This window comes from Lentzea sp. NPDC004782 (genome assembly GCF_040609115.1).
Lineage (GTDB): Bacteria > Actinomycetota > Actinomycetes > Mycobacteriales > Pseudonocardiaceae > Lentzea.
Window position 1 is genome coordinate 1 of sequence record NZ_JBEXJN010000078.1, and the last position, 25,236, is coordinate 25,236.

Annotated in this window: 24 protein-coding genes and 1 pseudogene; 14 read left to right on the plus strand and 11 right to left on the minus strand. The window is 67.2% G+C overall.

Annotation, left to right across the window (positions count from 1 at the left end; genetic code table 11):
- Window positions 1-118: 118 nt before the first annotated feature.
- Both ABZV40_RS41310 and ABZV40_RS41315 read right to left on the minus strand, forming a co-directional pair.
- Window positions 119-766 carry an HAD-IA family hydrolase gene (locus ABZV40_RS41310; protein WP_355454833.1) on the minus strand — a complete coding sequence of 216 codons (648 nt, stop codon included), beginning with the start codon at window positions 764-766 and terminating at the stop codon, window positions 119-121.
- 252 nt (window positions 767-1,018) lie between these two features.
- On the minus strand, window positions 1,019-3,190 hold the full coding sequence (locus ABZV40_RS41315) for a P-loop NTPase fold protein (protein ID WP_355454835.1): 2,172 nt from the start codon (window positions 3,188-3,190) through the stop codon (window positions 1,019-1,021).
- 90 nt (window positions 3,191-3,280) lie between these two features.
- Between ABZV40_RS41315 and ABZV40_RS41320 the strand changes: the two genes are divergently transcribed.
- From ABZV40_RS41320 to ABZV40_RS41345, 6 genes are read left to right on the plus strand one after another with little or no spacing between them, the layout of a single operon-like run.
- On the plus strand, window positions 3,281-4,909 hold the full coding sequence (locus ABZV40_RS41320; protein WP_355454837.1) for a circularly permuted type 2 ATP-grasp protein: 1,629 nt from the start codon (window positions 3,281-3,283) through the stop codon (window positions 4,907-4,909).
- Between the two features lie 13 nt (window positions 4,910-4,922).
- Window positions 4,923-5,870: an alpha-E domain-containing protein gene (locus tag ABZV40_RS41325; RefSeq protein ID WP_355454839.1), complete on the plus strand. Its 948-nt coding sequence runs from the start codon at window positions 4,923-4,925 to the stop codon at window positions 5,868-5,870.
- Between the two features lie 2 nt (window positions 5,871-5,872).
- On the plus strand, window positions 5,873-6,715 hold the full coding sequence (locus ABZV40_RS41330) for a transglutaminase family protein (protein ID WP_355454841.1): 843 nt from the start codon (window positions 5,873-5,875) through the stop codon (window positions 6,713-6,715).
- Between the two features lie 59 nt (window positions 6,716-6,774).
- On the plus strand, window positions 6,775-7,620 hold the full coding sequence (locus ABZV40_RS41335) for a helix-turn-helix transcriptional regulator (protein WP_355454843.1): 846 nt from the start codon (window positions 6,775-6,777) through the stop codon (window positions 7,618-7,620).
- Window positions 7,595-7,771, plus strand: coding sequence for a DUF397 domain-containing protein (locus tag ABZV40_RS41340; RefSeq protein ID WP_355454845.1), 177 nt, complete (start codon window positions 7,595-7,597; stop codon window positions 7,769-7,771). Before ABZV40_RS41335 ends, ABZV40_RS41340 begins: the two co-directional genes overlap by 26 nt.
- A 31-nt stretch (window positions 7,772-7,802) precedes the next feature.
- Complete coding sequence (locus tag ABZV40_RS41345; RefSeq protein ID WP_355454846.1) at window positions 7,803-9,275, plus strand: pentapeptide repeat-containing protein; 1,473 nt, start codon at window positions 7,803-7,805, stop codon at window positions 9,273-9,275.
- 1 nt (window position 9,276) lies between these two features.
- Here ABZV40_RS41345 and ABZV40_RS41350 read toward each other — a convergent pair whose 3' ends face one another.
- Genes ABZV40_RS41350 through ABZV40_RS41365 form a run of 4 tightly spaced genes read right to left on the minus strand, consistent with a single transcriptional unit; the run spans window position 9,277 to window position 11,475 of the window.
- Window positions 9,277-9,663 (minus strand): type II toxin-antitoxin system PemK/MazF family toxin, encoded by a 387-nt coding sequence (locus ABZV40_RS41350; protein WP_355454848.1) that lies wholly within the window; start codon window positions 9,661-9,663, stop codon window positions 9,277-9,279.
- A gap of 51 nt (window positions 9,664-9,714) precedes the next feature.
- Window positions 9,715-9,897 (minus strand): hypothetical protein, encoded by a 183-nt coding sequence (locus tag ABZV40_RS41355; protein ID WP_355454850.1) that lies wholly within the window; start codon window positions 9,895-9,897, stop codon window positions 9,715-9,717.
- A gap of 30 nt (window positions 9,898-9,927) precedes the next feature.
- Entirely contained in the window at window positions 9,928-10,182 is a 255-nt protein-coding gene (locus ABZV40_RS41360) for a hypothetical protein (protein ID WP_355454851.1), read from the minus strand.
- A gap of 12 nt (window positions 10,183-10,194) precedes the next feature.
- Window positions 10,195-11,475 carry a protein-glutamine glutaminase family protein gene (locus ABZV40_RS41365; protein WP_355454853.1) on the minus strand — a complete coding sequence of 427 codons (1,281 nt, stop codon included), beginning with the start codon at window positions 11,473-11,475 and terminating at the stop codon, window positions 10,195-10,197.
- Between the two features lie 235 nt (window positions 11,476-11,710).
- Between ABZV40_RS41365 and lepA the strand changes: the two genes are divergently transcribed.
- The 3 genes from lepA (at window position 11,711) to ABZV40_RS41380 (ending at window position 15,084) form a co-directional block, all read left to right on the plus strand.
- Window positions 11,711-13,546, plus strand: coding sequence for a translation elongation factor 4 (gene lepA / locus ABZV40_RS41370; protein ID WP_355454855.1), 1,836 nt, complete (start codon window positions 11,711-11,713; stop codon window positions 13,544-13,546).
- A 32-nt stretch (window positions 13,547-13,578) separates the two neighbouring features.
- Window positions 13,579-14,403: a DUF72 domain-containing protein gene (locus ABZV40_RS41375; protein ID WP_355454892.1), complete on the plus strand. Its 825-nt coding sequence runs from the start codon at window positions 13,579-13,581 to the stop codon at window positions 14,401-14,403.
- 120 nt (window positions 14,404-14,523) lie between these two features.
- The gene (locus ABZV40_RS41380; RefSeq protein WP_355454857.1) at window positions 14,524-15,084 is read left to right on the plus strand and encodes a Uma2 family endonuclease; all 561 of its coding nucleotides are present in this window, start codon (window positions 14,524-14,526) and stop codon (window positions 15,082-15,084) included.
- A 141-nt stretch (window positions 15,085-15,225) separates the two neighbouring features.
- On the opposite strand, the gene ABZV40_RS41385 is transcribed toward ABZV40_RS41380, so the two are convergent.
- On the minus strand, window positions 15,226-15,831 hold the full coding sequence (locus ABZV40_RS41385) for a dihydrofolate reductase family protein (RefSeq protein WP_355454859.1): 606 nt from the start codon (window positions 15,829-15,831) through the stop codon (window positions 15,226-15,228).
- A 135-nt stretch (window positions 15,832-15,966) separates the two neighbouring features.
- On the opposite strand from ABZV40_RS41385, the pseudogene ABZV40_RS41390 reads away from it, so the two are divergent.
- The 3 genes and pseudogenes from ABZV40_RS41390 to ABZV40_RS41400 all read left to right on the plus strand — a co-directional run.
- Window positions 15,967-16,140, plus strand: a pseudogene (locus ABZV40_RS41390) (DUF72 domain-containing protein); the annotation flags it as partial.
- Between the two features lie 318 nt (window positions 16,141-16,458).
- Window positions 16,459-18,102 carry a hypothetical protein gene (locus ABZV40_RS41395; RefSeq protein WP_355454861.1) on the plus strand — a complete coding sequence of 548 codons (1,644 nt, stop codon included), beginning with the start codon at window positions 16,459-16,461 and terminating at the stop codon, window positions 18,100-18,102.
- A 90-nt stretch (window positions 18,103-18,192) separates the two neighbouring features.
- Window positions 18,193-18,804, plus strand: a complete 612-nt coding sequence (locus ABZV40_RS41400) for a class I SAM-dependent methyltransferase (RefSeq protein ID WP_355454863.1) — start codon at window positions 18,193-18,195, stop codon at window positions 18,802-18,804.
- Here the strand turns inward: ABZV40_RS41400 and ABZV40_RS41405 are convergent.
- The 4 genes from ABZV40_RS41405 to ABZV40_RS41420 form a co-directional block, all read right to left on the minus strand.
- On the minus strand, window positions 18,798-20,381 hold the full coding sequence (locus ABZV40_RS41405; protein ID WP_355454865.1) for a peptide-N4-asparagine amidase: 1,584 nt from the start codon (window positions 20,379-20,381) through the stop codon (window positions 18,798-18,800). The genes ABZV40_RS41400 and ABZV40_RS41405 overlap by 7 nt on opposite strands.
- A gap of 110 nt (window positions 20,382-20,491) precedes the next feature.
- The gene (locus tag ABZV40_RS41410; RefSeq protein ID WP_355454866.1) at window positions 20,492-20,719 is read right to left on the minus strand and encodes a hypothetical protein; all 228 of its coding nucleotides are present in this window, start codon (window positions 20,717-20,719) and stop codon (window positions 20,492-20,494) included.
- Between the two features lie 74 nt (window positions 20,720-20,793).
- Window positions 20,794-21,225: a phosphohydrolase gene (locus ABZV40_RS41415; protein ID WP_355454868.1), complete on the minus strand. Its 432-nt coding sequence runs from the start codon at window positions 21,223-21,225 to the stop codon at window positions 20,794-20,796.
- 10 nt (window positions 21,226-21,235) lie between these two features.
- Window positions 21,236-22,375, minus strand: coding sequence for an SGNH/GDSL hydrolase family protein (locus ABZV40_RS41420; protein ID WP_355454870.1), 1,140 nt, complete (start codon window positions 22,373-22,375; stop codon window positions 21,236-21,238).
- 141 nt (window positions 22,376-22,516) lie between these two features.
- Here ABZV40_RS41420 and ABZV40_RS41425 point away from each other — a divergent pair, with 141 nt between their 5' ends.
- Together ABZV40_RS41425 and ABZV40_RS41430 are read left to right on the plus strand one after the other, a co-directional pair.
- Complete coding sequence (locus ABZV40_RS41425) at window positions 22,517-23,980, plus strand: glycosyl hydrolase family 18 protein (protein ID WP_355454872.1); 1,464 nt, start codon at window positions 22,517-22,519, stop codon at window positions 23,978-23,980.
- A 201-nt stretch (window positions 23,981-24,181) separates the two neighbouring features.
- Window positions 24,182-25,228: a nitronate monooxygenase gene (locus tag ABZV40_RS41430; RefSeq protein ID WP_355454874.1), complete on the plus strand. Its 1,047-nt coding sequence runs from the start codon at window positions 24,182-24,184 to the stop codon at window positions 25,226-25,228.
- Window positions 25,229-25,236: the final 8 nt, after the last annotated feature.

Here is a 25,236-nt window from a genome sequence, read left to right on the forward strand (position 1 = left end):
AGTTAAGCCCTTCTGCGCCGATGGTACTGCACTGGTTACGGTGTGGGAGAGTAGGTCGCCGCCGAACTTAATTTAGCCCTGCGGGTTGAGCGCCACAAGCGCTCCCCGCAGGGCTTTTTCACGTGCTGAGGATGATTTCCTTCAGTTCCGCCAGGGTCTGGATCCGATAGCGGGCTCCGGAGAAGTCCTGTCCTTTGGTGAATTCATTGTGGACGACGGCACAGTCGACGCCGGCCGCGACTGCCGAGCGCAGCCCCCTGGCCGAGTCCTCGACGACCAGAGTTTCCTCCCTGCTCGCCCCCAGCCGATCGAGGCCGGTCAGGTACGGCTCCGGGTGTGGCTTGGCGAGCGTGTAGTCCTCGCGCGCAAGAACGAAGTCCATGAACTGAGTGATCCGGCGCTTCTCGTGGATGATGTCGAAATCCGCGCGCTTCGCGGTGGTCACGATCGCCAGGCGGGCGAACTTCGACAGTTCGGCCAGGGCTTCGACGACGCCTTCGATCTCGATCGACTCGGTTCTCAGGTACTCCTGGTAGTAGGCGTCCCGGACCGCGCGCTGCCTGCCGATGGTCTGCTCGTCGACACCTGCTGCCTTGGCCTGGGTCCAGGTCCCCAGTCCCTGGCCCATGTCACTGAGGTACCGGTCCTTGTCCAGGGTCACACCGATCTCGGCAAGAGCGCGTGCTCCTGCCTGGAAGTACCAGTATTCGGTGTCCACCAGAACGCCGTCGTGATCGAACAGTATGTAGCGCTTCACTGCGCTCATCCTCGTCCATGTGAGCCGGCAAGCGGAACCCGATGCGCCGCACATGGTGCGCGTGCCCGGTTGGAAGCGGGCGGGGGTCGGGCACGGTCGTGAAGATCCGCCTCTGAGCAGGTAGCCGGGAGTCGTGTTCGCAACTCGCCGTCCGGTGAGGTGGATGAAGGGTTCCTTCCTCCACCTGGTGTGGATGAAGGAGCCCTTCATCCACGTAACTGCCCGGCAGGCGGGTTGCGGACAAGACCTCTGGCAAGGCGCTCAGAACACCCTGTTCGCGAGCGCCGCAACCGCTTGCGCATCGCAGTCGCGCAGCAACTGGCGCAGGTTCGCCGCGGCCTTGCGATCGGAGTGGGCGAACCCGAGCCGAGCGATCGTCGCGCCCCACCGGACGTCGTCGTGGACCGTGTCGGCCAGGTCCTGCCACGCACCGCGCAGCCGGTGCAGGTAGGCGGGCCACCTGACCGCGATCTCGGCGACGGCGACCAGGTGGCACGCCTGCTCGACGTCCGCCGAGCCGAGCATGCGCAGGTAGAACTGCCACACGTTGAGCAGCCGCTTCTCCTCGCGCACCGACTGCTCCGGCTGGGCTCTGAGCCGGTTCCGGAGCTGCGAGCGCACTTCGCCGTGGCGCTCGATGGCGATGACCAACCGCTCGACGAACGGCTCGGTCAGGGAAATTCCGCCACCGCCGGCGCCCATGACGATGGCATGGACAGGTGTCCCTTGATGGACCGGTCCGAGTTGAGCGAGCAGGATCCGGTCGACGTTGTCGGCAGTGGTGCGTGGCAACCGCACCGGTAGTTGGACGAGCTTGCGCAGGAACGTCCAACCAGGACTCGGGTCGTCCGGGTGCGTCACGATCTTCGCGTCAGCGAGCTCCTTGTAGGCGTTGTCGACGTGTGCCGCGACGACCGCGGTGTCGAGGCCCAGCACGAATCGCGTGGCCGGGAAGTCGTCGGACAGGAACACGTTGATGGCTTCGAACACCTGGGCCGTGGTGCGCGGTGTGCACCGGTCGAGGTCGTCGATCAGCAGGATGAGCCGGTACCCGTGCGTGTCCAGGTCTCGCAGCAGCGCCCTGACGTCGTGCTGCACGAGGTAGAGGTAACCGGATCGGGCGTGGTAGTACGGGTCTCGGATCAACGGATCCGTTGTCGCGCTGGAGAAAGCGTTGCTGGACACCGGTCCGGCGAACAGCTCGCCCGGCAGGAACGCCGAGGCCTTGCCGAACAGGTACCGCAGTCCGGTGTGCAGCAGACCCGCCGCGGCCAGCCCGGCGGTGGCCCACCAGGCCCAGCCGACGTTCAGCTTGGTGAGCGCGCCGAGCAGCGACAGCCCGAAACCCAGGCCCGCGAACGACAACAGCGGTGAGTAGATCCGCTTCCACAGCTGACGCTGGAGGTGTCGCCGGTCGACACGGCCGGCGTTGCGGGCGAACCAGTACCGCTCGCGGTTGTGCTGGTGCGGCATGATCGCCGCTTCGGCGGCCTCGCTGATGGCTTTCGCGAGTCCGGCCCACACCTGTTCACTCGACTGGTGCCGCCAGGGGTTGAACGACACCACCAGCGGCTGGATCGTCATCGGCCGTTTCGGCGGCTTCGTCTCCGCCGGGGGCCGGTACAGCATCCAGTCCGCCTGGGCCACGGTGAACCTGCGCTGCCTCGGAACCGTGGCCGGCGAGGCGGTCATCCGCTGCTTGATCAGCTCCAGCAGCGTGCTCTTGCCGGAACCCCAGGCACCTTCCACCGTGATCACCGTCGGCCCGTCGTCGTCACCTGGCCGGAGCACGTCCGTGAGCGCGTCCACCAGTGCGCCGCGGTCGAGGAGGTCCTCCGCGGCCACCCGGTCGCTGAACCCGCGCGTCGACACGGGGCCGGTCCTGAGAGTCAGGGCCAGCTGAGGATCCCAGATGTGCAACGAGCCGTGCGGACCGCCAGACGCGATCTTGGGCCGACCGCCCGTGCCGACGAAGCCGAGCAGCACGGTCGTCCGGCCGCCGGGGAGGCCCATGCGCAGCAGCTCGCCGGTTCGGATGTCCCAGAGCTTGACGGTGCCGCTGCCGCTCACGAGCAGTGGTTCTCCGGTGGCCGGGCACAGGCTGAGTGCCCCGATGTCGTCGCGATGCCCCCTTATCGTGCTCGTGTACCCGGTGCCGGTGATGAAGATGTCCGGGCCCTGGGCGTTCACGGTGTAAGCGTTGATCCGCAACGACAGCTGGCCCGCGGGCGTGCCCGGCCACAGCTCCCTGGGCTCGCCCGCGTACTGCTCGCCCGTGTTCGCGTGCACGACGACATCGGGCCGGCCGTGCAGCGAGACCTTCAGCAGCGGGTCCTCCGGGTCCGCCCGGTTGACGGCGATCGCCGTGATGGGTGCACCGAGCTCGATGACCCGGTCCAGGTTCATCCGCGGTGTTCGGTCGGGAGAACTCACGCCTGGAAAGTACCGAGTTTGGTTTCCGCGAGGTTTCTTGTCCGGTCGGACTAGTGCAAAAGCAGCACCAACAGGGTGAAGATGTGGACCATGGAACGCCGAGCCCGCACCTCAGGACTGCGCCGCAGCCGCACGGTCACCACGCCGAGGCTCGGTGAGCTGTTCAACGGCTATCTGAACCCCGACCGGCCGCACGCCGACGCCTACGACGAGATGTTCTCGACCGACAACGGTGTGCGATCGGCCTACCGCGCGCTGTACGAGTCGGTGGCGCCGTCGCAGGTCAACGAGTTGAACGCGCGGAGTGAAGCGCTTGGCAGGGCGTTTGTCGACCAGGGGATCACGTTCAGTCTCAGCGGGCAGGAGCGGCCGTTCCCGCTCGACCTGATTCCGCGCATCATCACGGCGAGTGAGTGGGCGAAGCTCGAACGCGGCATCGTGCAGCGGGTGCGGGCGATGGAGCTGTTCCTCGCGGACATCTACGGCGACGCGCAGATCGTCCGGGATGGAGTGTTGCCGCGGCGGCTCATCACGTCGTGCGAGCACTTCCACCGGGAGGCGGCCGGCATCAACCCGCCGAACGGGGTGCGCATCCACGTCGCCGGTGTGGACCTGGTGCGGGACGAGCAGGGGACGTTCCGGGTCCTTGAGGACAATCTTCGGTGTCCGTCCGGCGTCTCCTACGTCATGGAGAACCGTCGGACGATGGCGCGCGTGTTCCCGGACTTGTTCGCACGGCATCGTGTGCGCGCGGTGGGTGATTACGCGGTGCATCTGCTGAGGTCGCTGCGGAACGCGGCGGCGCCCAATGCGGCGGATCCGAACGTGGTCGTGCTGACGCCGGGTCTGGCGAACTCCGCCTACTTCGAGCACTCGCTGCTGGCGCGGCAGATGGGTGTGGAGCTGGTTGAGGGACGGGACCTGTTCTGCCGCGACAACTTCGTGTACCTCCGTACGACCGAGGGGGAGCGCCAGGTTGATGTCATCTATCGGCGCATCGACGACGACTTCCTCGATCCCGTGCACTTCCGACCGGACTCGGTGCTGGGCATCGCGGGGCTGTTGAACGCGGCGCGGGCGGGCAACGTGGTGATCGCCAACGCGGTCGGCAACGGGGTGGCGGACGACAAGCTCGTCTACACCTACATGCCGGAGATCGTGCAGTACTACCTCAACGAGAAACCGTTGCTGCCCAACGTCGACACGTTCCGGTGCTGGTTGCAGGACGAGCGGGCGCACGTGCTGGACCACCTCGACGAGCTGGTCGTGAAGCCGGTCGAGGGGTCTGGCGGGTACGGGATCGTGTTCGGGCCCGACGCGAGCGCCAAGGAGCTCAACTCGCTGCGCAAGCGGATCCGGAACAACCCGCGCGGGTGGATCGCGCAGCCCGTGGTGCAGCTGTCGACCGTGCCCACCAAGGTCGGCGACCGGCTGGCGCCGCGGCACGTCGACCTGCGGCCGTTCGCGGTCAACGACGGCAACTTCATCTTCGTGCTGCCGGGTGGGCTGACGCGGGTGGCGTTGCCGGAGGGCAGCCTGGTGGTCAACTCGTCGCAGGGCGGCGGGTCGAAGGACACCTGGGTGCTCGCGCCGAAGTCGTCCACCGTGGAGCGGGAGCTGGCGGAGCCCGGGCTGGCCGGACCGTCCGAAATGGAGTCACCGGCGGCCGAACAGGGGCCGGAGCTGACCACTTCCCAGCAACAGCAACAACAGCAGTAGGGAGGCGCGCGAAGTGCTGGCACGCAACGCGGAGTCGCTGTACTGGATCGGCCGCTACGTCGAACGAGCGGACGACACGGCGCGCATCCTCGACGTCTCGGTGCATCAGCTGCTCGAGGACGCGACGGTGGACCCGGACGCCACGTCACGGCAGCTGCTGACGGTTCTGGGAATCAAGCCGCCGGTCGGAGCCGACGATTTCGACGTCTGGTCGTTGACGGAACTGGTGGCGTACAACAAGGACAACCCCAGCTCGATCGTCTCGTCGGTCAACAGTGCGCGAGAGAACACGCGCGGCGCTCGTGAGGTCGTGTCGACCGAAATGTGGGAGTGCCTCAACGCGATGTGGAACGCCGTCGCCGAACGGCAGACCTACGCGCGCACGATGGGGCCACACGCGTTTTTCTCGTTCGTCGAGGAGCGGGCGGCGATGTTCGCGGGGCTGGCCGACTCGACGATGTCGCGGGACGACGGGTGGCGGTTCCTGGTGCTGGGCCGGTCGGTCGAGCGTGTCGACATGATCGTGCGCTTGTTGTTGGCGCACGTTCGTGACCGGGCGTCGTCTCCTGGCTGGGTCACGGTGTTGCGGTCGGCCGGCGCGCACGACACCTATCTGCGGACCTACCGCGGTGCGCTGGACGCGTCGCGGGTGGTGCAGTTCTTGTTGCTGGACAGGCTGTTCCCGCGGTCGGTGTTCCACGCGCTGCGGCAGGCGGAGTCCTGCCTGGAGCAGCTGGACCACCAGCCGTCGGTGCGGGTCGGGGCGCGGGCGGAGGCGCTGCGGTTGCTCGGCAAGGCGCGGAGTGAACTGGAGTTCCTGCGGCCGCACGACCTGCTGGACGACTTGCCGAAACGTCTTGCCGCACTGCAGAAGACGGTTCGTGACGTCGGTGAGGCCGTGTCGCAGCAGTACTTCCACGTGGCGCCGTGGGTCGCCTGGACGAACACCGAGGTGGGCTGACCATGAGCTGGCGCGTACGCGTCGTGCACACGACGGGCTATGTGTACGAGGCACCGGTTGTGCAGTCGTACAACGAAGCACGGCTGACTCCCCGTGGCGACCGACGGCAGAACGTCGTCGTCTCGCGCGTGGAGACCAACCCGGCCACTCGTGCTTATCGCTACACGGATTACTGGGGTACCGAGGTCACGTCGTTCGACCTGCACGCACCGCACACGGAACTGAAGGTCGTCGCGTCGTCGGTCGTGGAGACCAGTTCCGAGATCGAGCCGGTGACGTCCGGGACCTGGGCGGATCTCCGCGAGGAGAACCTCGTCGACCGCTACACGGAGTTCCTGGAGCCGACGCGCTACACGCCGCGCAACCGCGAACTGCTGGCGGTGGCGCGTGAGCTGAAGAAGGGGCGGTCGCCGTCGGATGCGGTGCTGGCCGCCTCGCAGTGGGTGTGGGAGCAGCTCAAGTACCAGCCGGGGTCGACGGGTGTGCACAGTTCGGCCGTGGACGCGTGGCAGGAGAAGAAGGGCGTCTGCCAGGACTTCGCGCATCTGACGTTGGTGTTGTTGCGCGGCATGGGGATTCCGGCGCGTTATGTGTCCGGATACCTGCACACGAAGAAAGACGGTCCGCTGCGAGAGACGGTGCGCGGTGAGTCGCACGCGTGGATCGAGGCGTGGACCGGTGGGTGGTGGGGGTACGACCCCACGAACGCGATTCCGGTCGGGCCGCGGCACATTTGGGTGGCGCTTGGCCGCGACTACTCGGATGTTGCGCCGTTGAAGGGGATCTACTCCGGTGGGGCGGCGACCGCGCTGGAGGTGACGGTCGACATCACGCGCCTCGCCTGACGTTTTTCACCCGAACGAGCCTGTTCATTTGAGCCGGGGCAAGACCTAGCGTCGGGTCCATGACTGTGATCACGGCGACGGTGTGCAGCAGGGCGTTGGGCGACGAGCTGCGACGGCTTCGGGAGACGTGCGCCGACCTGCGTGGTGGCCAGATGGCCATGCGGCTGGGATGGCATCCGAGCAAGGTCACCAACATCGAGAAGGGCAAGGCGCGGGCCAGCGAGATCGATCTCGTGCAGTACCTGACGATGTGCGGCAAGGACATCGACTTCTTCGAAGACTTCCGGCGCCAGTACAAGGACGCGTTCGACGAGTACATCGTGCAGGTGTCGGGCAACCTGCGGACGCTCGCCTTCGCCGAGTCGACGGCGAAGAGCATCACCAGCTACGACATCCACACGGTGCCAGGTCTGGTGCAGACGCCCGAGTACGCCGACGCGCTGTATCGGCTGGGTGGATTCGTGGCCGAGGAACGGATTCCGGCAGCTGTCCGGTTTCGAACGGATCGCCAAGCAGTTCTGCAGCGACGCAATCGGCCGACTTGCCGATTCTACATCCATGAGTTGGCGCTGCGGCAACGAGTCGGTGGCGACCGGATCATGGAAGATCAGTACGCCCGGCTGATGTTCAACACGGACATCGTCAGGATCGTGCCTGCGGACGTGGTGGTTCCGTCGTCGGGTTGTGTCCTGTGGGAGTACGAGAAGTCGTTGCCGGTGGCCTTCACCGACACGGACCTGGTCAACGTGTTCGTGCAGGATCCTGGCGCCATCGCGCGGACCCGGCTGCTCTTCAATCACCTGGAGCAGGTTGCGTTGAATGCGGGACAATCGCGGACGAAGTTGGCGGAGTACGTCAGCCCACCGCGAGAGGAATACGATGGCCGGGGACCGCGTCTGGCGTAAGAGCAGCTACAGCAACGCGACCGAGGACGGCAACTGCGTCGAAGTGTCGGTCTCCCAGGACGTGCGCGTTCGTGACTCCAAGAACGCCGATGCGGGCACGCTGACGTTCAGCGCACCCGCGTGGCGTGCGTTCGTTCAGCGCCGGCCGTAGCACTGGGGCCGGTCAGGTCGATTCATCTGGCATGGCGACCGAACGCTTCCGGGACAGCGGGCGGACGGGCGTGTTCGGCGCCCATGGTGGTGCCGCGACGTTCGGCCGCCTTGCGGTGGTGGCCGCCCTGGCCGTGGTCGTCTGGTTCGGGTCTTCGGGCTTCAACGCCTGGTGGAACCCGGTTTGGTCGTGGTTGCAGCGCGTGTGGCCGTTGATGGCGGCAGGTGTGCTGCTCCTCGTCGGTGTGCCCGCGCTGAGGGGGCGTTCGCCACGGCGGGCGGACGACATGCGCACGTTGTCCAGCCGCAGCATCCTCTTCGGTGCCGTGGTGGTGCTCGGCCTCGGCGTCACGGCCGCCGGGTTGTTGCTGAAGACCTTCGGTGGCGGGACACCGTCCGAACGCCTGGACGCCATCAGGACCGCGGGCTCGATCGTGGTGGGCACGGGTGGAGCAGTGGCGTTGCTGCTGGCCGCTCGCCGGCAGCGGTCGACCGAACTGACGCTCGCTCACCAGCGTCAAGTCGCGGCCACCAGCGAGTACGACGCGAACGAGCGCCGAATCACCGAGCTCTACACCAAGGCGGCAGACCAGCTCGGCGCGGAGAAGGCCGCTGTCCGGCTGGCTGGGCTCTACGCCCTGGAACGTCTGGGCGAGAGCGCACCCGCGCAACGGCAGACCATCGGCAACGTCGTCTGCGCCTACCTGAGGATGCCGTACGAGCCGGTCGCACCCAGCGAGAACGCCACGGACGACGAACGGCAACGGCGCCGGGAGGCGGTCGAGGAACAGCAGGTCCGGCGGGCGGCGCTGGACATCCTCGCGCGTCGCGCCGACCAGGGCACCGACGGCTACTGGGACTCGTTGCGGATCGATCTCACCGGTGCGGCGCTCGCTGACGCGCTGCTCGCAGGTGCTCATCTGGGCGGAGCGAACCTGTCGGGCGCGAATCTCACCGGAGCGAATCTGGTGGAGGCGAAGCTGGCGGGCGCTGTGCTCGACGACGCAGTCCTGGTCGGTGCGGATCTGACCGAGGCCAACTTGACCGGTGCGAGTCTGCGAAACGCTGATCTCACGAGGGCTTGGCTCTCCGGCGCTCGCATGATGCAGGCTGATCTGCACGGGGCCAGGCTGGTGCGTGCTTGCCTGGACGAGGCTGCGATGTACGGTGCGAACCTCCGTGAAGCCGACGCACGCAGTGCTCGGCTGCGGTGGGTGAACCTGAGACACACCAAGCTCGAAAAGGCGTCCTTTGTGGATGCGTTCCTCGAGAGGGCGGACCTCAACTACGCGGATGGTCCCGGTGCCGACTTCACCAGCGCGTTTCTCGGCCGGGCCCGACTGGTCGGGGCCTCGCTGGTCAAGGCGAAGTTCACCGATGCGACGCTCACGGGCGCGCACTTCGGCACCGCGAACCTGGAGGGTGCGGACTTCACCGGAACCTTTGTGAAGGACGCCAACTTCAAGGATGCGAACCTCGACGAAGCCGTCCTTCCCGACGAGTGAGTCAGCGCCAGCCGTGACGTTCGCGCAGGGCGTCCACGACCTGGCCGAAGGCGGCGGGGGCCAGCACGGCACCCTCGCGCCGGATGTCGTCGTCCGAGTCGAGGGCGAAGACCCGGTCCAGGCGCAGATAGGACGGGCGGCCTTCGCGGTCCCAGGCGCCCGCGCCCAGCTCCAGGTAGTCGTCGCGCGGCTCCTTCGACGAGAGCATCAACGCGATCAGCTCGCCGTTCGCGCGGCCCACGACCAGCAGCGGGCGGTCCTTGCCGCGCGAGGCGTCCTCTTCGAAGGGCACCCAGGCCCAGACGACCTCGCCGGGGTCCGCGTCGCCGTCCATCGAGGGCTCGTACTCGAGCTTGGCGGCGTCGGCGGCGTCGAAAATCTCTCGCACCGCACCGTGGGCCGGGCGGGGGTCCTCACCGTTCATCAGCACGGACGAACCTTAGTGGCTCTCCGGGGCGGGGCCGGCGTCCGTGGTGCCTCCGTCCTCGGCGAGTGCGGCGGGCGTGGCGGCGGCCGGGCCCGCAGAGAGCGCCTCCGGCCCGGCGGACCTGATCACCTCCGCCCTGCCCTCCCGGTTGATCTTGATGACGATGTCCTGCTCGGTGTCGTCGAGCTCGATCACGATGCGCACCTCGGTGCCCCCTTCACGTGGTCAGGAAAGGACGGCGAACCGTCCGTCGAAGGTGACCGTGGCGCCGGTCAGGTTCTTGACCGTGATCCAGTACGTGCACTGGGTCGAGCTCGCCCGCTCGACGGCGACGTCCCAGTCCACCTGCGGTGCGCCGGACACCGCGGACGTGGGCATCACGTACCAGACGACGTGCCACCCGACCGGCCATCCCCAGGTGAACCACCGGTGGGAGGTGTTGGGGGCGAGGCTGGCGCTGAACTGCGTTCCGGTCCACATGGCGGTCCCCGATCAGGTGCTGAGAACGTCGTAGCGGCCCTCGAAGCGGACCGTGTGAGGGCTGGAGTTGGTCACCGTGATCCAGTAGGTGGCCTGGGTGGAGCCGGCCCGTTCGACCGCGACCGACCAGGAGAGCGTCGGCGTGCCGGGGCAGATCAGCGTCGGCATGATCGTCCACACCACGTGCCAGTTCGCGGGCCAGCCGAAGGTGAACCACCGGTGGCTCGTGTTGCCCGCGATGGTCCCGAACCACTGCGTGCGCGGCGGCAGGGCCAGGCAGTTGGAGTACGGCGGCGGCCCGCTCGAACTGGCCGCCCTGAGCTGCAGCTGCGTGCGGTAGGTGGCGAGCACCGTGTTCGTCTGGCTGTACGCCGGGTCGAAGGTGAGCGTGCCGCCGGACGACCGGTGGAACACGTCCGCGCCGGTCGGCACCAGGCTCGCGGCGGGGTCGCCCTGCACGGACGCCCAGGTCGCGCGCGGTACGGGGTTCGGGAAGAGCGCCGGGTCGACCACGTACGTCTCGCCGGTCGTGAGCGTGAGGGTCGGTGCCACGTGCCAGCCCCAGTACACGTTGCAGTCGGGCTTGTTGAAGCTGACCACGTGCAGGTTGCCGTAGATCCACACCTTGTCCGGCTGCACCCCCGCGCCGATCATCAACCGGCACATCTCGTGCGCGCGCCCCCAGCACCCGTCGTCGGGATAGGTGAACGGAATTCCGGGCGCGATCGGGTTCGCGGAACACGCGGTGCGGTTGTTGACGAGGGTGAACATCTCGTTTGCCTGAGCGAGTGTCACCGGTGTGCCGAGAACACCGACCTCACCCGTTTCCGCGCTTTCCGCGCGCGCTTTTGGGTCGGGCCGGACATCGATGATCTCGTGTTCGTCCGGGGTCTCCGTGACCAGTACCGGCTCCCGGCTCTCCCGCGCCCTGCGCAGCGCCGCCAGCAGCTCGTCGAACTCCGGGTTGTCGCGCGACAGCCGGTGCCGCGCGTGCGAGACGACCAGCTCGACGTCGACCCCGTCATCGCGTTCTCGCAGGTCATCGACCACGACCGGCAGCGGGCAGAGCACCTCGACGATCACTCCCGTGCCGGGATCGACCTCCACGTAGGCGGTCAGTCCGGCCGCGCGCATCTGTTCCAGTGCGGCCAGCCAGCCCGTCGCCCTGGAGTCCTCGAGATCCAGCCGGGCACTGCTGCCGCTCGCGAACACCACGGCGCGATATCGCGTTTCCGCGGCCGCCACGGCGGTCAGCTCGGTGACTTCTTCGACCAGAACGTTTTCGCGCGGCATCGCACGACCTCCCCTGCCCGCGATCTTTCCCCCGGTGCGGGCCGGTGAATTTTATGGTGCGAGCGCATTACGCACACAGAGCCGAAAGCCCATGTCATTCGGCTATTCGTTCGGCCGTCGGAGTGACGTGCCGCCGACAGGGGGTGCGGGCCAGGCCCGGACCAGTGGTGCAGAGCAGGTCGGCTGCTATGGGACCATAAGGGGACACCCGTCCGATTTCCTGCTGAGGACCACCTTGACCACGTTCGCCGACACGACGTTCACGTCGCCGGAGCTCATCCGGAACTTCTGCATCATCGCGCACATCGACCACGGCAAGTCGACGCTGGCCGACCGGATGCTGCAGCTCACCGGCGTGGTCGAGGAGCGGGCGATGCGCGCGCAGTACCTCGACCGCATGGATATCGAACGAGAGCGCGGCATCACGATCAAGGCGCAGAACGTGCGCCTGCCGTGGCAGGTCGACGGGCAGGACCACGTCCTGCACATGATCGACACGCCTGGCCACGTCGACTTCACCTACGAGGTCTCCCGCGCGCTGGAGGCGTGCGAGGGCGCGATCCTGCTGGTCGACGCCGCGCAGGGGATCGAGGCGCAGACGCTCGCCAACCTGTACCTGGCGATGGAGAACGACCTCACCATCATCCCGGTGCTCAACAAGATCGACCTGCCCGCCGCGGACCCGGACAAGTACTCGAAGGAGATCGCGCACATCGTCGGCTGCGAGCCGGAGGACGTGCTGAGGGTCTCCGCGAAGACCGGCGTCGGCGTGGCCGAGCTGCTCAACGAGGTCGTCAAGCAGGTCCCGCCGCCCGTCGGCGAGGCGGACGCCCCGGCGCGCGCCATGATCTTCGACTCGGTCTACGACACCTACCGCGGCGTCGTGACGTACATCAGGGTCGTCGACGGCAAGATCACGCCGCGCGAGCGCATCAAGATGATGTCGACGGGTGCGACCCACGAGATCCTCGAGGTGGGCATCGTCTCGCCGGAGCCGAAGCCGTCCCGCGGCCTCGGCGTGGGCGAGGTGGGCTACCTGATCACCGGCGTGAAGGACGTGCGCCAGTCGAAGGTCGGCGACACCGTCACGTCCGAGAAGAAGGGCGCCACGGAACCGCTGGCCGGCTACCGCGAGCCGCGCCCGATGGTCTACTCCGGGCTCTACCCCGTGGACGGCTCCGACTACCCGGAGCTGCGCGAGGCGCTGGAGAAGCTGCAGCTCAACGACGCGGCCCTGACGTTCGAACCGGAGACGTCGGCCGCTCTCGGCTTCGGTTTCCGCTGTGGCTTCCTCGGGCTGCTGCACCTGGAGATCACGCGTGACCGGCTGGAGCGCGAGTACGGCCTCGACCTCATCTCGACGGCACCGAACGTCGTCTACCGCGTGATCATGGAAGACGGCACCGAGCACGTCGTGACGAACCCGTCCGACTGGCCGGAGGGCAAGCGCGCCGAGGTGTACGAGCCCGTCACCAAGTGCACGATCATCGCGCCGTCCGACTACATCGGCGCGATCATGGAGCTCTGCCAGTCCAAGCGCGGCCAGCTCGGCGGCATGGACTACCTGTCCGAGGACCGCGTCGAGCTCCGCTACACCATGCCTTTGGGTGAAATCATCTTCGACTTCTTCGACTCGCTGAAGTCGCGCACGCGCGGCTACGCGTCGCTGGACTACGAAGAGTCCGGCGAGGCCGAGGCGGACCTGGTCAAGGTCGACATCCTGCTGCAGGGCGAGGCCGTCGACGCGTTCTCCGCCATCGTGCACAAGGACCACGCGTACGGGTACGGCACGCGCATGGCCACGAAGCTGCGCGAGCTGATCCCGCGGCAGCAGTTCGAGGTGCCGATCCAGGCGGCGATCGGGTCGCGCGTGATCGCCCGCGAGACGATCCGGGCGATCCGCAAGGACGTTCTCGCCAAGTGCTACGGCGGTGACATCACCCGTAAGCGCAAGCTGCTGGAGAAGCAGAAGGAAGGCAAGAAGCGCATGAAGATGGTGGGGCGCGTGGAGGTGCCGCAGGAGGCCTTCGTCGCCGCACTGTCCACTGAGGAGCCGAAGGGCAAGAAGTAGGCGCGGTGACACGTCTTCAGGTCGGCTGCGCGATGTGGAACCACAAGGCGTGGCCGGGGCGGTTCCTGCCGCAGTCGCTTCCCGCCGGGGAGCGACTGCGGGCCTACGCGGGCTGGTGCAACGCCGTCGAGGGCAACACCACGTTCTACGCGACGCCCGCCCGCAAGACCGTCGAGACCTGGGCGCGGCAGACCGGCCCCGGCTTCCGGTTCGTGGTCAAGCTGCCCAAGGTCGTCACGCACGAGCGCCGGCTGGCCGGAGTCGAGACTGAGATGCGGGCGTTCCTGGACGCGATCGAACCTCTCGGTGAACGTGCGGTCCTGTGGACCCAGTTGCCCGGCTCGTTCGGTCCTGCGGACGTCGACGCCCTGGGGCGCTTCCTGCGCAGGCTGCCCGCAGGTCTCCGGCGTGCCGTGGAGGTGCGTCACCCGGTGTTCTTCACCGACGCCAGGGCGGCGTCGCTGCTGGAGGGGGCGCTCGCCGACGCGGACGCCGAGTGGGTGCCGTTCGACACCACGGTGTTCTTCCAGAGTCCGCCGACCAGTGACGCCGAGCGGGAGGCCTGGGGCAGGAAACCGAGGTTGCCGCGGCGGACGCGGGCGCTGACCGACCAGCCGATCGTCCGCTACCTGGGCCGTGACTCGGTGGAGGAGACGGTCGAGGGGTGGCGGCCGTGGGCCGAGGTGGTCGCCGAGTGGCTGCGGGAGGGCCGGACGCCGACGGTGTTCGTGCACACCCCCGACAACGACGACGCGCCGGCGCTGGCCCGCCGGTTCCACGACGACGTGCGAGCGCTCGTGCCCGGCCTCGAGGCATTGCCTGAGCCCGAGCCGGTTGAGCCTGCGACCCTGTTCTGAATAGCCCTGGTGTTCGGTGGCCTCACACGAACGGGTGGTGCCGTCGTTGAGGCCCGGATTTGGGCCGAAACTGTCAGACCCCTCTGAGATGGTTGGCAGGACAACCGAAAGGAGGGGAACATGACGGTCATGGCGATTGACATGAGCGAGCGTCCCTTTACGGTCAAAGACCTGGAAGGAATGCCTGATGACGGCCGCCGTTATGAGCTCATCGATGGGACGCTTCTGGTGACCCCCGCGCCGACCCCGAGACACCAGAAGATCTCGATGAAGCTGGGGAGCAGGCTGGACGCCGTGTGCCCTGACGACCTGCATGTGTTCGCGGCACCGATCGCTGTACGGCCATCAGACATCCTGGAAGTGCAGCCGGATCTCCTGGTCTGCCGTGACAGCGATCTCACGGACAAGCTGTTGCCGGTGGCGCCGCTGCTCGCGGTGGAGATCCTGTCGCCGAACACCGCGCTCAACGACCTCAACACCAAGAAGGCGGTCTACGAGCGGCTCGGTGTGCCGACTTACTGGGTCATCGATCCGGAGGAGCCGATGCTGACCGTGTTCGAGTTCGGTGCCGACGGTCTGTACGAGCAGACGGCCGTGGTCAAGGCCGATGAGGTGTTCGAAGCGACGGCGCCGTTTCCGGTGCGGTTCTCGCCTGCTGAACTGCTGGGCACCCTGAGGTAATTTCTCGCCTCTCGGCGTTTTGCGGTCGTATGACGATGACGGCACACGAGCTCTCGGAGATGCAACTCCGATCGGGACCTTGTCAGGTCCGAGCCGGCCGCTGCTGGTCCGCGAAACAGCCGAAGGAAGAGCAAGAGCGAGCTACTTGTCCACGCGGTAGGTGACGTGCGTGAAGCCGTTGCCCGGTCGCGACTCCACCTGCTTCAGGCTGAGCGTCGGCACGCCGTCGAACAGCCGCGTGCCCGCACCGAGCGTCAGCGGCACGATGCGCAGCCGCAGCTCGTCGATCAGGCCCTTCGCGAGGTACTGGTTGATCGTGGTCGCGCCGCCGTGGATCGAGATGTTGCCGTCGCCGGCCGCCTCGCGCGCGAGCTCGAACGCTGCCTCGATGCCGTCGGTGACGAAGTGGAACGTGGTGCCGCCGTCCATCGGCTGCGGGTCGCGCGGGTGATGCGTGAGCACGAAGACCGGGGCGTGGTACGGCGGGTTGTCGCCCCACCAGCCGTTCCACTCGCGATCCCAGTCGCCGCGGATCGGGCCGAACATGTTGCGGCCCATGATGAACGCCTTGGTCTCGGCCAGGAGATCCAGCTGCAGCCGCATTTCCGCGGGGTCTTCCATCCAGGCGTGGAGCTTGCTGCCCCAGCCGTCGCCACCGTCGTCGCCGAACGGGCGGTCCTCCGCCTGGTTGAGCCCGGCGCTGTAGCCGTCGAGTGAGATCGTCAGGTCGCAGGTCACCTTGGTCATGTGTTCATCATGCCGTACGGAGCGTTGCTGAACCGGCAACGAAAGTTGCCGTTACAGCACAGCGGCGCGCATCTCGGGAGCATGTCGACTGCGCAGGAGTTCTGGGGGGACCTTCTACTCGGAGCGGGACCAGAGGTGGTCGCTGGCTGGCTGCGGGAGGGCCAGTCGCCGACGATGTTCGTGCACACCCCCGACAACGACGACGCGCTGGCGTTGGCCTGCCGGTTCTACGACGACGTGCGCACGCTCGTACCCGGCCTCGAGGCACTGCCCGAGCCGGAGCTGGTCAAGCCTGCGACCTTGTTCTGAGCGAAGGTGTGTTGCGCGCTCGGCTCGATCAGCGCGACATCACCCGCAAGCGCAAGCTGCTGGAGAAGGACGACAAGAAACGCATGAAGATGGTGGGCGCGTGGAGGTGTCGCAGGAGGCCTTCGTCGTTGCGCTGTCCGCTGAGAAGTCGAAGGGCAAGTAACCTTCAACTGATCACGGTCACGTTCCAGCGGTACTGCGGAACGTGGCCGTTCGGCATCTAGTGAACGTTTCGGTAACGCGCGATGCGTGCCGGACGGGCATCGCGATTACTCACCAGCAGAGGTTTGACCGCGAACCAGAGCCGAGGTGGGGATGATGGCGATCGTTTATCGGGGTATGTGGAGCGATAGCGATGTCGGCGTGGGAAGCCGTTTACGAGACGCTCTGACGGGATGGCTGGGGTCCAAGAGCAAAGGCCAGCTCGGGCTGGCGGACGGCACGTTCGCGAACGGTGCGATGCAGGTCAAGGTCAAGACGGCTGAAGATAGCGGCTCGGGTGAGTCAGCCTTCTGGTTCTCATTCGTGGAGTCTCGTGGTGACGGAACCAGATGGACGACAACGGTGCGTCACTGGTTCGGCCCTGCTGTCACCGAAGAGCTGGGACGGGATGGCAGCTGGATTTGGGTCGATCTCGACGTTGTCGCGCACGATGAGCTCGATCGGGTATACGTGGCCGCGCCCCGGTTCGTCCGCGAACTCCTGGAGGGCAGCCATACCGCCCGGCGCCGTTGTGTTCCGCTCGTCGGTGCTCCCATCACCTATGAGGGGGAGTCAGGTGCGGAGCAGCTTGCCGAGATCGTGACCGATCCCGAACGGGACATGCCAGTCGTGGTGTTCGCCCCGCTTCCTGCCGACTACGTGTTGAACTGGGCGCCCCCGGACTTCTCCGTGTCAGAGGCGTATGCGCGCTCGGTGAAGCGTGCGGTTGACGTCAACGCGGGCATCGCACAGGTGTGCCTGCTCGACGAGGACGCGATGCTCACCTTCGGAGAGATCCTCGGGGACGACTACGGCGTGCGCGATGGTGCATTTCGCATCTACCTTCCTGGCACAGATCCTGCGATGAGAGACGCGTGGAGGCATCGGTACACCGTTGCCTCCAGGTACCTCAGGAATGAAAGCGCTGGCGCTCAGATCAGCCGTGTGGTCTCACCGCGCGCCGGGGTCCGGCGGGCGCCGGCGAGCTATGAGACCGCCGCTGCCCTGCTGGAGTCAGGAGCGTCCAGCGAGGACCGGGAACTGCTGGAGATGGCGCTCGCAGTGGCAGACGATCTCGAACGCCGCCATGCGGACCTTGATCAGCGGTACCAGAACCTGGTGGAAGAGCAGCAGTTCCTGGAGGAGGAGAACAACCAGCTGCGGCAGCGGCTCAGCATCGTGTGGAAGGAGAACGCGTTGCTGCAGCGCGGTTCCTCGGCCGTCGCGGCAGAGACGAGCGAGGCAGTCGACCCTGCCGACATCGACTTGCCGAGCACTGCGGCCTTGCTGGCGCAAATGCAGCTTTCCGAGTTTCTCAGCTTTCCCGACGGCGCATGTATCGATCTTGGCGTTCTCGACACCGCAGTGGAGGCGAAGGCGTGGGGGCAGAGGTCGTGGCGGGCCTTCCTGGCTCTGTACGCGTACGGTGAAGCGTTGCGCAACTTCAGTGATACGGCTGACTTCTGGACTTGGTGCGTCAAGTCAGGCGATCCCCGCGTATGGCCTGCCAACACAAAGAAGCTCGCCATGTCGGAGAGCGAGACACTGATGAAGAACCCGAAGTTCGCGGCCAAGAGAAACTTTCCTGTCGACTTCGCGGTTCATCCGTCTGGCCGGGTGGAGATGCAGGCACACATCAAGATTGCCGAAGGTGGCGGTTCGCGCGCCCCGCGCATCTACTTCCTGCCGGTGCGGGAGCACGGCAAGGTCTACGTCGGCTACTTCGGGCCGCACAAGAACGTGCCGAACAGCCAAGCCTAGGGGGCCGGCTTGAGGGAGGCATGACATTCTGTGTTGCCGAAACGGCAACGGAAGTTGCCAACCTGGCACGGCGGCGCGCATCTTGGGAACATGACGACTGCACAGGAGTTCTGGGAGTCCTTCTACTCGGAGCGGGACCAGGTGTGGTCCGGCAAGCCGAACCCGTTGCTGGTGCGGGAAGCCGAGCACCTCACGCCCGGCAGCGCCCTCGACATCGGGTGTGCCGAGGGTGGGGACGCGGTGTGGCTCGCCAAGCGGGGCTGGCGGGTGCTGGGCGTGGACGTGTCGCAGGTGGCGCTGGACCGGGCGTTGAAGCACGCGTATGACGCCGGTGTCGAGATCGCGGTGGAGCGGCACGACCTCAAGGAGACGTTCCCGGACGGGCTGTACGACCTGGTCAGCGCGCAGTTCCTGCACTCGCCGGTGGAGGAGGACGGGGAGCGGAACAGCATTCTCGAGCGGGCCGCGGAGGCGGTGGCTCCCGGCGGGTACCTGATCATCGGCGGGCACGCGGGGGCGCCGTCGTGGTCGGAGCACCAGGACCACTACTTCCCGACCACCAAGGACGTGCTCGACCACCTCCAGCTCAGGGACAACTGGATCGTCATCACCGACGAGGTGGTCGAGCGGGCCATCACCGGGCCGGACGGTCAGGAGGAGACGCGCAAGGACAACGTCCTGACCGTCAAGCGCCTCTACTGATTCACCACGTACCCGTGCTCGGTCTTCACTGTGCGCTGGTAGAAGCGGCCGTCCACCGCGCCGCGCCAGCGTTCGCTGGACGAGCCGTCCGCGTAGGAGAGCACCCCGTTGGTCCGTCCGAAGCCGCCCTGCGTGTCGATGGTGTCATCGCTGAACTTCGCGCCGTCGCCGACCGTCCACAAACGACGTCCCATGTGGACTTTCGCGTCGATGCGGTAGTTGTTGTCGTTCACGATGTTCTGCGTGACGTCCACGTTGAGCGGGAAGTCGAACCCGTCGACCCGCCCACGGGACGAGTACGCGCCGGTCACCTTCTGGTCGGTCTTCTGCTTGGTCGCCTTCTCCGCGAGCGAGGTCGTGTTCTCGAACGTCCAGGCGCCCTGGGAGAAGACCTGCTGGGTGCCGTGCGAAGTCCTGATCACGCCGCTGGTCCGCCAGGCCCGCCGGACCTGCGTCCTGATCGTCACGTCCAGGTCGGTGCCGGTCGTGGACGTCTTCACGTCAGCGGCAGGCACATCCGCGAGGGTCAGCGTTCCGGTCACCCGCTGGACGTGCGGATCCGTGGTGGCGAAGAGGTTTCCGCCCAGCGTCCAGTCGTCGACGATCCCGCGCGGCGGCACCAGGTCGATCGTGTGCGCCTTGCCGTCGGTCAGCGTGCCGATGAACGGGCTCAGGTCGATCGTGTACGGCAGCGTGTCGATGGCGTCGACGGCCGAGATCGGCCGCCACAGCATCGGTGCGACGCCGCCGGTGTAGATCACCGAGTACGGGGCGACCACGCCGGCGGGGCGGCCGTCGACGCGCACCTCGACCTCGCGGTACGTGCCGCCGCCGCACAGTCCGGCGTCCGGGAACTTGGCGGCGAGGTCGCTCGGCACGTTCGACCACCAGAACTCCTCACAGCCGCCGCCGCGCGCGTAGATCTCGGCGGTCAGCTTCGCGGTGTTCGGCGGAACGGTGACCTGGCGCGTGAAGTTCTTGCCGTCCTTGAGGAACTGCCAGCCCGGCTGCTGAGCGTCGGCGGACAGGGGCAGCACGACGTCGGCTTGCCGAGGTGCGGGGTACTTCTTCGTCGCCTGGTAGTAGGTGACGGTCACCTCGATGTCGAACGGGCCGGTGTAGGTGTCGTTGACGACGTTGCCGAGGTCCACCACGAACGGCTGCGTCTTGGTCAGCAGCGGCGCGAAGGCCGTGATGTCCCGGTCGAAGTGCCACACGATGCCCGACGGGTCCGGTTCCGGCGTCGACGTCCGCAGCACTTCCGCGCCGCCGATCCACAGTCCGGCGAGCCGGTCGAACTGGCGTCCCTTGCTGCGTCCCGTCCAGTCCAGCACCACCTTCGTCCACGGTCCGGCGCACTCCGGTGGTGGCGTGAGCGTGCCCACGAACGGCTGGCCGTAGGAGTTCGCGAACGTGTGCCGCATCGCCGTGACCGTGCAGGACTTCGTCGGCGGCCGGCTCACCGCGGGGATCGCCTGGAGCGGGTCCTGGTAGTCGGTGACCACCCGGTCGGCCAGCGCCGCGGGCACCGGCATCAGCGCGAACACGGCCAACGCCGTGGCGAGGAAGCGACGCATGGCCGGACGTTAGCGCTGTCCAACCGAGACGGCACCTGTTCACGGTTGCCGGGAAACGCAAAGGCCACCCGCGGCGACGTTGCCGGGGGTGGCCCACACATGAACCGGGGTCAGGCGGAACGGATCAAACGGTCCATCGCCTGGCGGTTGATGATCGAACGGAGCTCGCTCGTCTCCTCGGCGGTGTGCCGGGCGAGGATGGCGTCCAGTTCGAGGCGGTCGCTCTCGGTGGTGTAGCTGGCCAACTGCCGCTCCAGGCTCTGACGCTGAAGACGAGCGGCACGGCGGGAGGCCAGGCTCGAGCGCAGGGACTTCACGGACAGGTCGTGGCGGATCATCTTGTCCTTCCAATCTTGGTTACGATTCGATAATACATCCTGTTCAGACGGTCTGTACCGATGAAGAAGGTTAGTTAGCTCACGAACTCGGAGAGCAACCTCAGCGCGGTGGCGTACTTGATCTCCAGGCGAGCCCGTGTCTCCGCGTCGAGACGGGCCACGCGGGCGGGGGAGAGGTTGTCGGCGATGTCCGCGCGCTTCACGGTGAGCGCCAACGGGTTCGCGGCGACGCGGCGCAAGTACACGTCCTGAGGTTCGCCCGGCAGGTGCGACAACGCGACGACGGCGTCGACCACGGCAGCGGGACAGCCACGCGACAACAGCTCCTCTGCGGTCACCGAGGTGTCCTCGATGACGTCGTGCAGAACGGCGGTCATCTGCGCGTGTTCACCCTCTACCGACTTCATCACCCGCAGCGGATGTCCGATGTAAGGACGGCCGGACTTGTCGACCTGGCCGTCGTGAGCGGTGGTGGCGATGGCGATGGCATCGGAGAGGGTGAACACGCGCATCAAGCTAAAGCAGCGAGACGTCCACCGCCTGGCCCATGGCCTGATAGCCGGCGTCGGTGAGGTGCAGGTGGTCCGGCCTGGCGAAGTCCTCGCGCAACCACGTCGGCTTCGCGGGGTCGCGGACCGCGGCGTCGAAGTCCACGACGCCGTCGAACGCGCCGGACGTGCGAATCCAGGAGTTCACGGCGGAACGCACGGCCTCCCGTGCGTCGGTGTAGTTCGCGTAGCCGCCCATCGGCGTGATGGTTCCGCCGAGCACGCGGACGCGATGGGCGTGCGCGAGAGAGATCACGCGCAAGTAGCCGTCGCGCAGCTCCTCGAAGGTGGCGTCGGGCTTGGCCTTGATGTCGTTGATGCCTTCCAGCACGATCGCTGTCCGTACGCCTGACCGTGCAAGCACGTCCCGTGGCGTCCGTGAGATGCCGGAAACGCCGTACGTGCCGTCACGCAGCAGCTGGTTGCCGGAGATGCCCGAGTTGACCACGCCCAGCGACGTGCGTGAGGCGAGAACGTCGGTCCACCGCCGGTTCGCGCCGCCGGTCGAGCCCGAGCCGTCGGTGATCGAGTCGCCCAGGGCAACCACGGACCCGCGCACGGCCGACGCCACCGACACCTCGGACAGGTAGTACCAGGACGACACCTTCTGCGTGAACGCCGAACCGTCCAGGTCCGCGGCGTGGTCGCCGGGCGCCACGTAGTTCGAGGACAGCGCACTGCGGTGATAGGTGGCCACGGAAGGCGCGGACGACGCCCAGATCGACACGGCCACGGAAGAGTCGGCCTGCGTCCGGAGCGCCACCGGGTCGGACAGCACCTCACCTCCGCGTGGCACGACGACGGACGTGCGGCCGTGGAAGGTCACCCGGCGGGCCTCGTCTCCCAGTGCGGCACCGGTTCCGGCCGGTGCCGCGGACACTCCGCCCACGGTCAGGTCGCCGTTGCTGAACACGTTCGACAGTCGCACCCGCACCGCCGAGCCGCCGACGGTGAGCCGGACGACGTTCCGCACGGTGTAGGAGGTGCCACTGACATCCGATGAAACCGGGGTCTGCATCGCGGATCCCCATGACGCCACCCAGCCCGGCGAGGCGTCAGCCGGTGTGGCGAACCCCAGCAACAGGGCCAGAACAGCGAAAACGCGCATGCCACTCCTCAACTACAGGCAGCGGCAGACTCACCCTAAATACATCCGATGACCAGCGCAATGCTTGACCCGGAGTAGTGGTCTAGTCCATTTTTAGTCCACTCACAACATGGTCGCCGCATGAATGTGTGGAGGTGGACCATGTCCAAGACCAGACGAACAGCGATCGCGCTGCTGTCCGCGCTGTTCGCCTGCGCCGGTCTGGTGTTGGTGATCAACGGCAGCGCCGCCGCCGCGAACCTCGCGGCCAACAGCGGGTTCGAGGCCGGCAACCTGAGCGGCTGGACCTGCTCGGAGGGCGCGAGCGTCACCACGGGCACGAAGCGCACCGGCAGCTACGCCCTGCAGGGCACACCGGTCGGGCAGAGCAACGCGCGGTGCCAGCAAACCGTGACGGTGCAACCGAACACGGCCTACAAGCTGTCCGCGTGGGTGCAGGGCAGCTACGTCTACCTCGGCGTGACCGGCGGCGTGGAGAAGAGCACGTGGACGCCCGGCACGAGCGGTTTCCAGCAGCTCACCGTCGACTTCACCAGCGGCAGCGCCACCAGCGTCACGATCTACGTGAACGGCTGGTACGGCCAGCCCACCTACTACGCCGACGACTTCAACCTCGACGGCCCCGGCACGCCACCGACGACGACCACCACGAGCACGACGTCCACCACCACGACGACCACGACCACCACCACGACCGGCAACCCGCCGAACACCGGCCTGCCCAAGCACGTCCTGACGGGCTACTGGCAGAACTTCTACAACGGTGCGCGCGCACTGAAGCTCGCGGACGTCCCCACCACCTACGACATCGTCGCGGTGGCCTTCGCCGACGCGACCGGTACGCCGGGACAGGTGTCGTTCACGCTCGACTCCGGGCTGAGCGGCCAGCTCGGCGGCTACACCGACGCGCAGTTCAAGGCCGACATCCGGACCCTGCAGAACCGCGGCCAGAAGGTGATCATCAGCGTCGGCGGGCAGAACGGCACGATCAGCGTCAGCGACTCGACCTCGGCCACCAACTTCGCGAACAGCGTCAAGTCGCTGATCACGAACTACGGCTTCAACGGCGTCGACATCGACCTCGAGAACGGCGTCAACTCCACCTACATGGCGCAGGCACTGCGCAGCATCTACGCCGGTGGCGGCACCGTCATCACGATGGCACCGCAGACGATCGACATGCAGTCGACCGGCATGGAGTACTTCAAGCTGGCGCTGAACATCAAGGACATCCTGACCATCGTCAACATGCAGTACTACAACTCCGGCTCGATGAACGGTTGCGACCAGCAGGTCTACAGCCAGGGCACGGTCAACTTCCTGACCGCGCTCGCGTGCATCCAGCTGCAGAACGGCCTGCGCGCCGACCAGGTCGGCCTCGGCCTGCCCGCGTCGCCGTCCGGAGCCGGTGGCGGCTACCAGTCGCCGTCCAACGTCAACAACGCGCTCGACTGCCTGGCCCGCGGCACCAACTGCGGGACGTTCAAGCCGAGCACGACCTGGCCGTCCATCCGCGGTGCCATGACGTGGTCTATCAACTGGGACGCGTCGAACAACTGGCAGTTCGCCAGCACGGTCGCCCCTCATCTGGACTCCCTGCCCTAGATGATGGCCCGGCTCGGGGAGGCCGCACGGCCTCCCCGAGCCTCCTGGCGACCTCCACAGTGGACATCGGCGCGGTGGAAACCCAGCTCCGGCAACCGTTCCACGCCCTGGTCCGAGTGGAGTAACGAGGTGTTCCTTGCGTCATCAAGGACACAGGCGGTTCGCCGGGCATCCACCGCCCGGTCCAACTAGGTTGTCCTCATGTTCCACACGCTGGCCGTGCCCGTGATCGCCGCGCCCATGGCAGGTGGCGCCTCCACCCCCGAACTGGTCGCCGCGGTGAACGAGGCGGGCGGGTTCGGGTTCCTCGCGGCCGGCTACCTCACCGTCGAGCAGCTCGCGGAGAAGATCAAGCGCACCGGTGAGCTCACGAGCAAGCCGTTCGGGGTCAACCTGTTCGTGCCCGGCACGCGGCCGACCGCCGACATCTCGTCGTACGTGGACCGAGTCACGGCGTGCGCGCAGAAGGTCGGGGCGGTGCCCGGCGACCCGCGCTGGGACGACGACAACTACGGGGCCAAGCTGGAGCTGGTGCTGGCGCTGCGGCTTCCGGTGGTGTCGTTCACGTTCGGGCTGCCGGACGCGGACGACGTGCAGCGGCTCAAGGCGGCCGGGACCACGATCGTCGTGACGGTCACCACACCGAGCGAGGCCAGGCAGGCGCAGCAGGTCGGCGCGGACGTGCTGTGCGTGCAGGGTGCCGACGCCGGTGCCCACCGCGGCACGTTCACCGACGACGGCATCTCGCCCGGCGGTGGCGAGCTGTACGGGACGCTGGCCGCGTTGACGCTCGTGCGCAGCGCCGTCGACCTGCCGGTGATCGCGACCGGCGGGCTCATGACCGGCGCGGACGTGGCCGCGGTGCTGGCGGCGGGGGCCGTGGCGGCGCAGCTCGGCACCGCGTTCCTCGGCTGCCCCGAGGCCGGAACCGCTGCGGCGCACCGGGAAGCCCTCGCCGAAGGGGCGCGCCGCACGGCGTTGACGAGGGCGTTCAGCGGACGGCCCGCCCGCGGGCTCGTCAACCGGTTCCTGATCGAGAACAGCCCGCACGCTCCCGCCGCGTACCCGAACGTGCACCACCTCACCAAGCCGGTGCGCGCGACGGGTGAGCTGGAGGTCATGTCGCTGTGGGCGGGCACCACGTACTCGCTGGCGACCGCGGAACCGGCCGCCGACGTCGTGCGCAGGCTCCACACCGAGCTCACGGATGTCGTCAATTCCTTGGCGGAGCGCTTCCGGCGCAGCTAAGAAGGAGA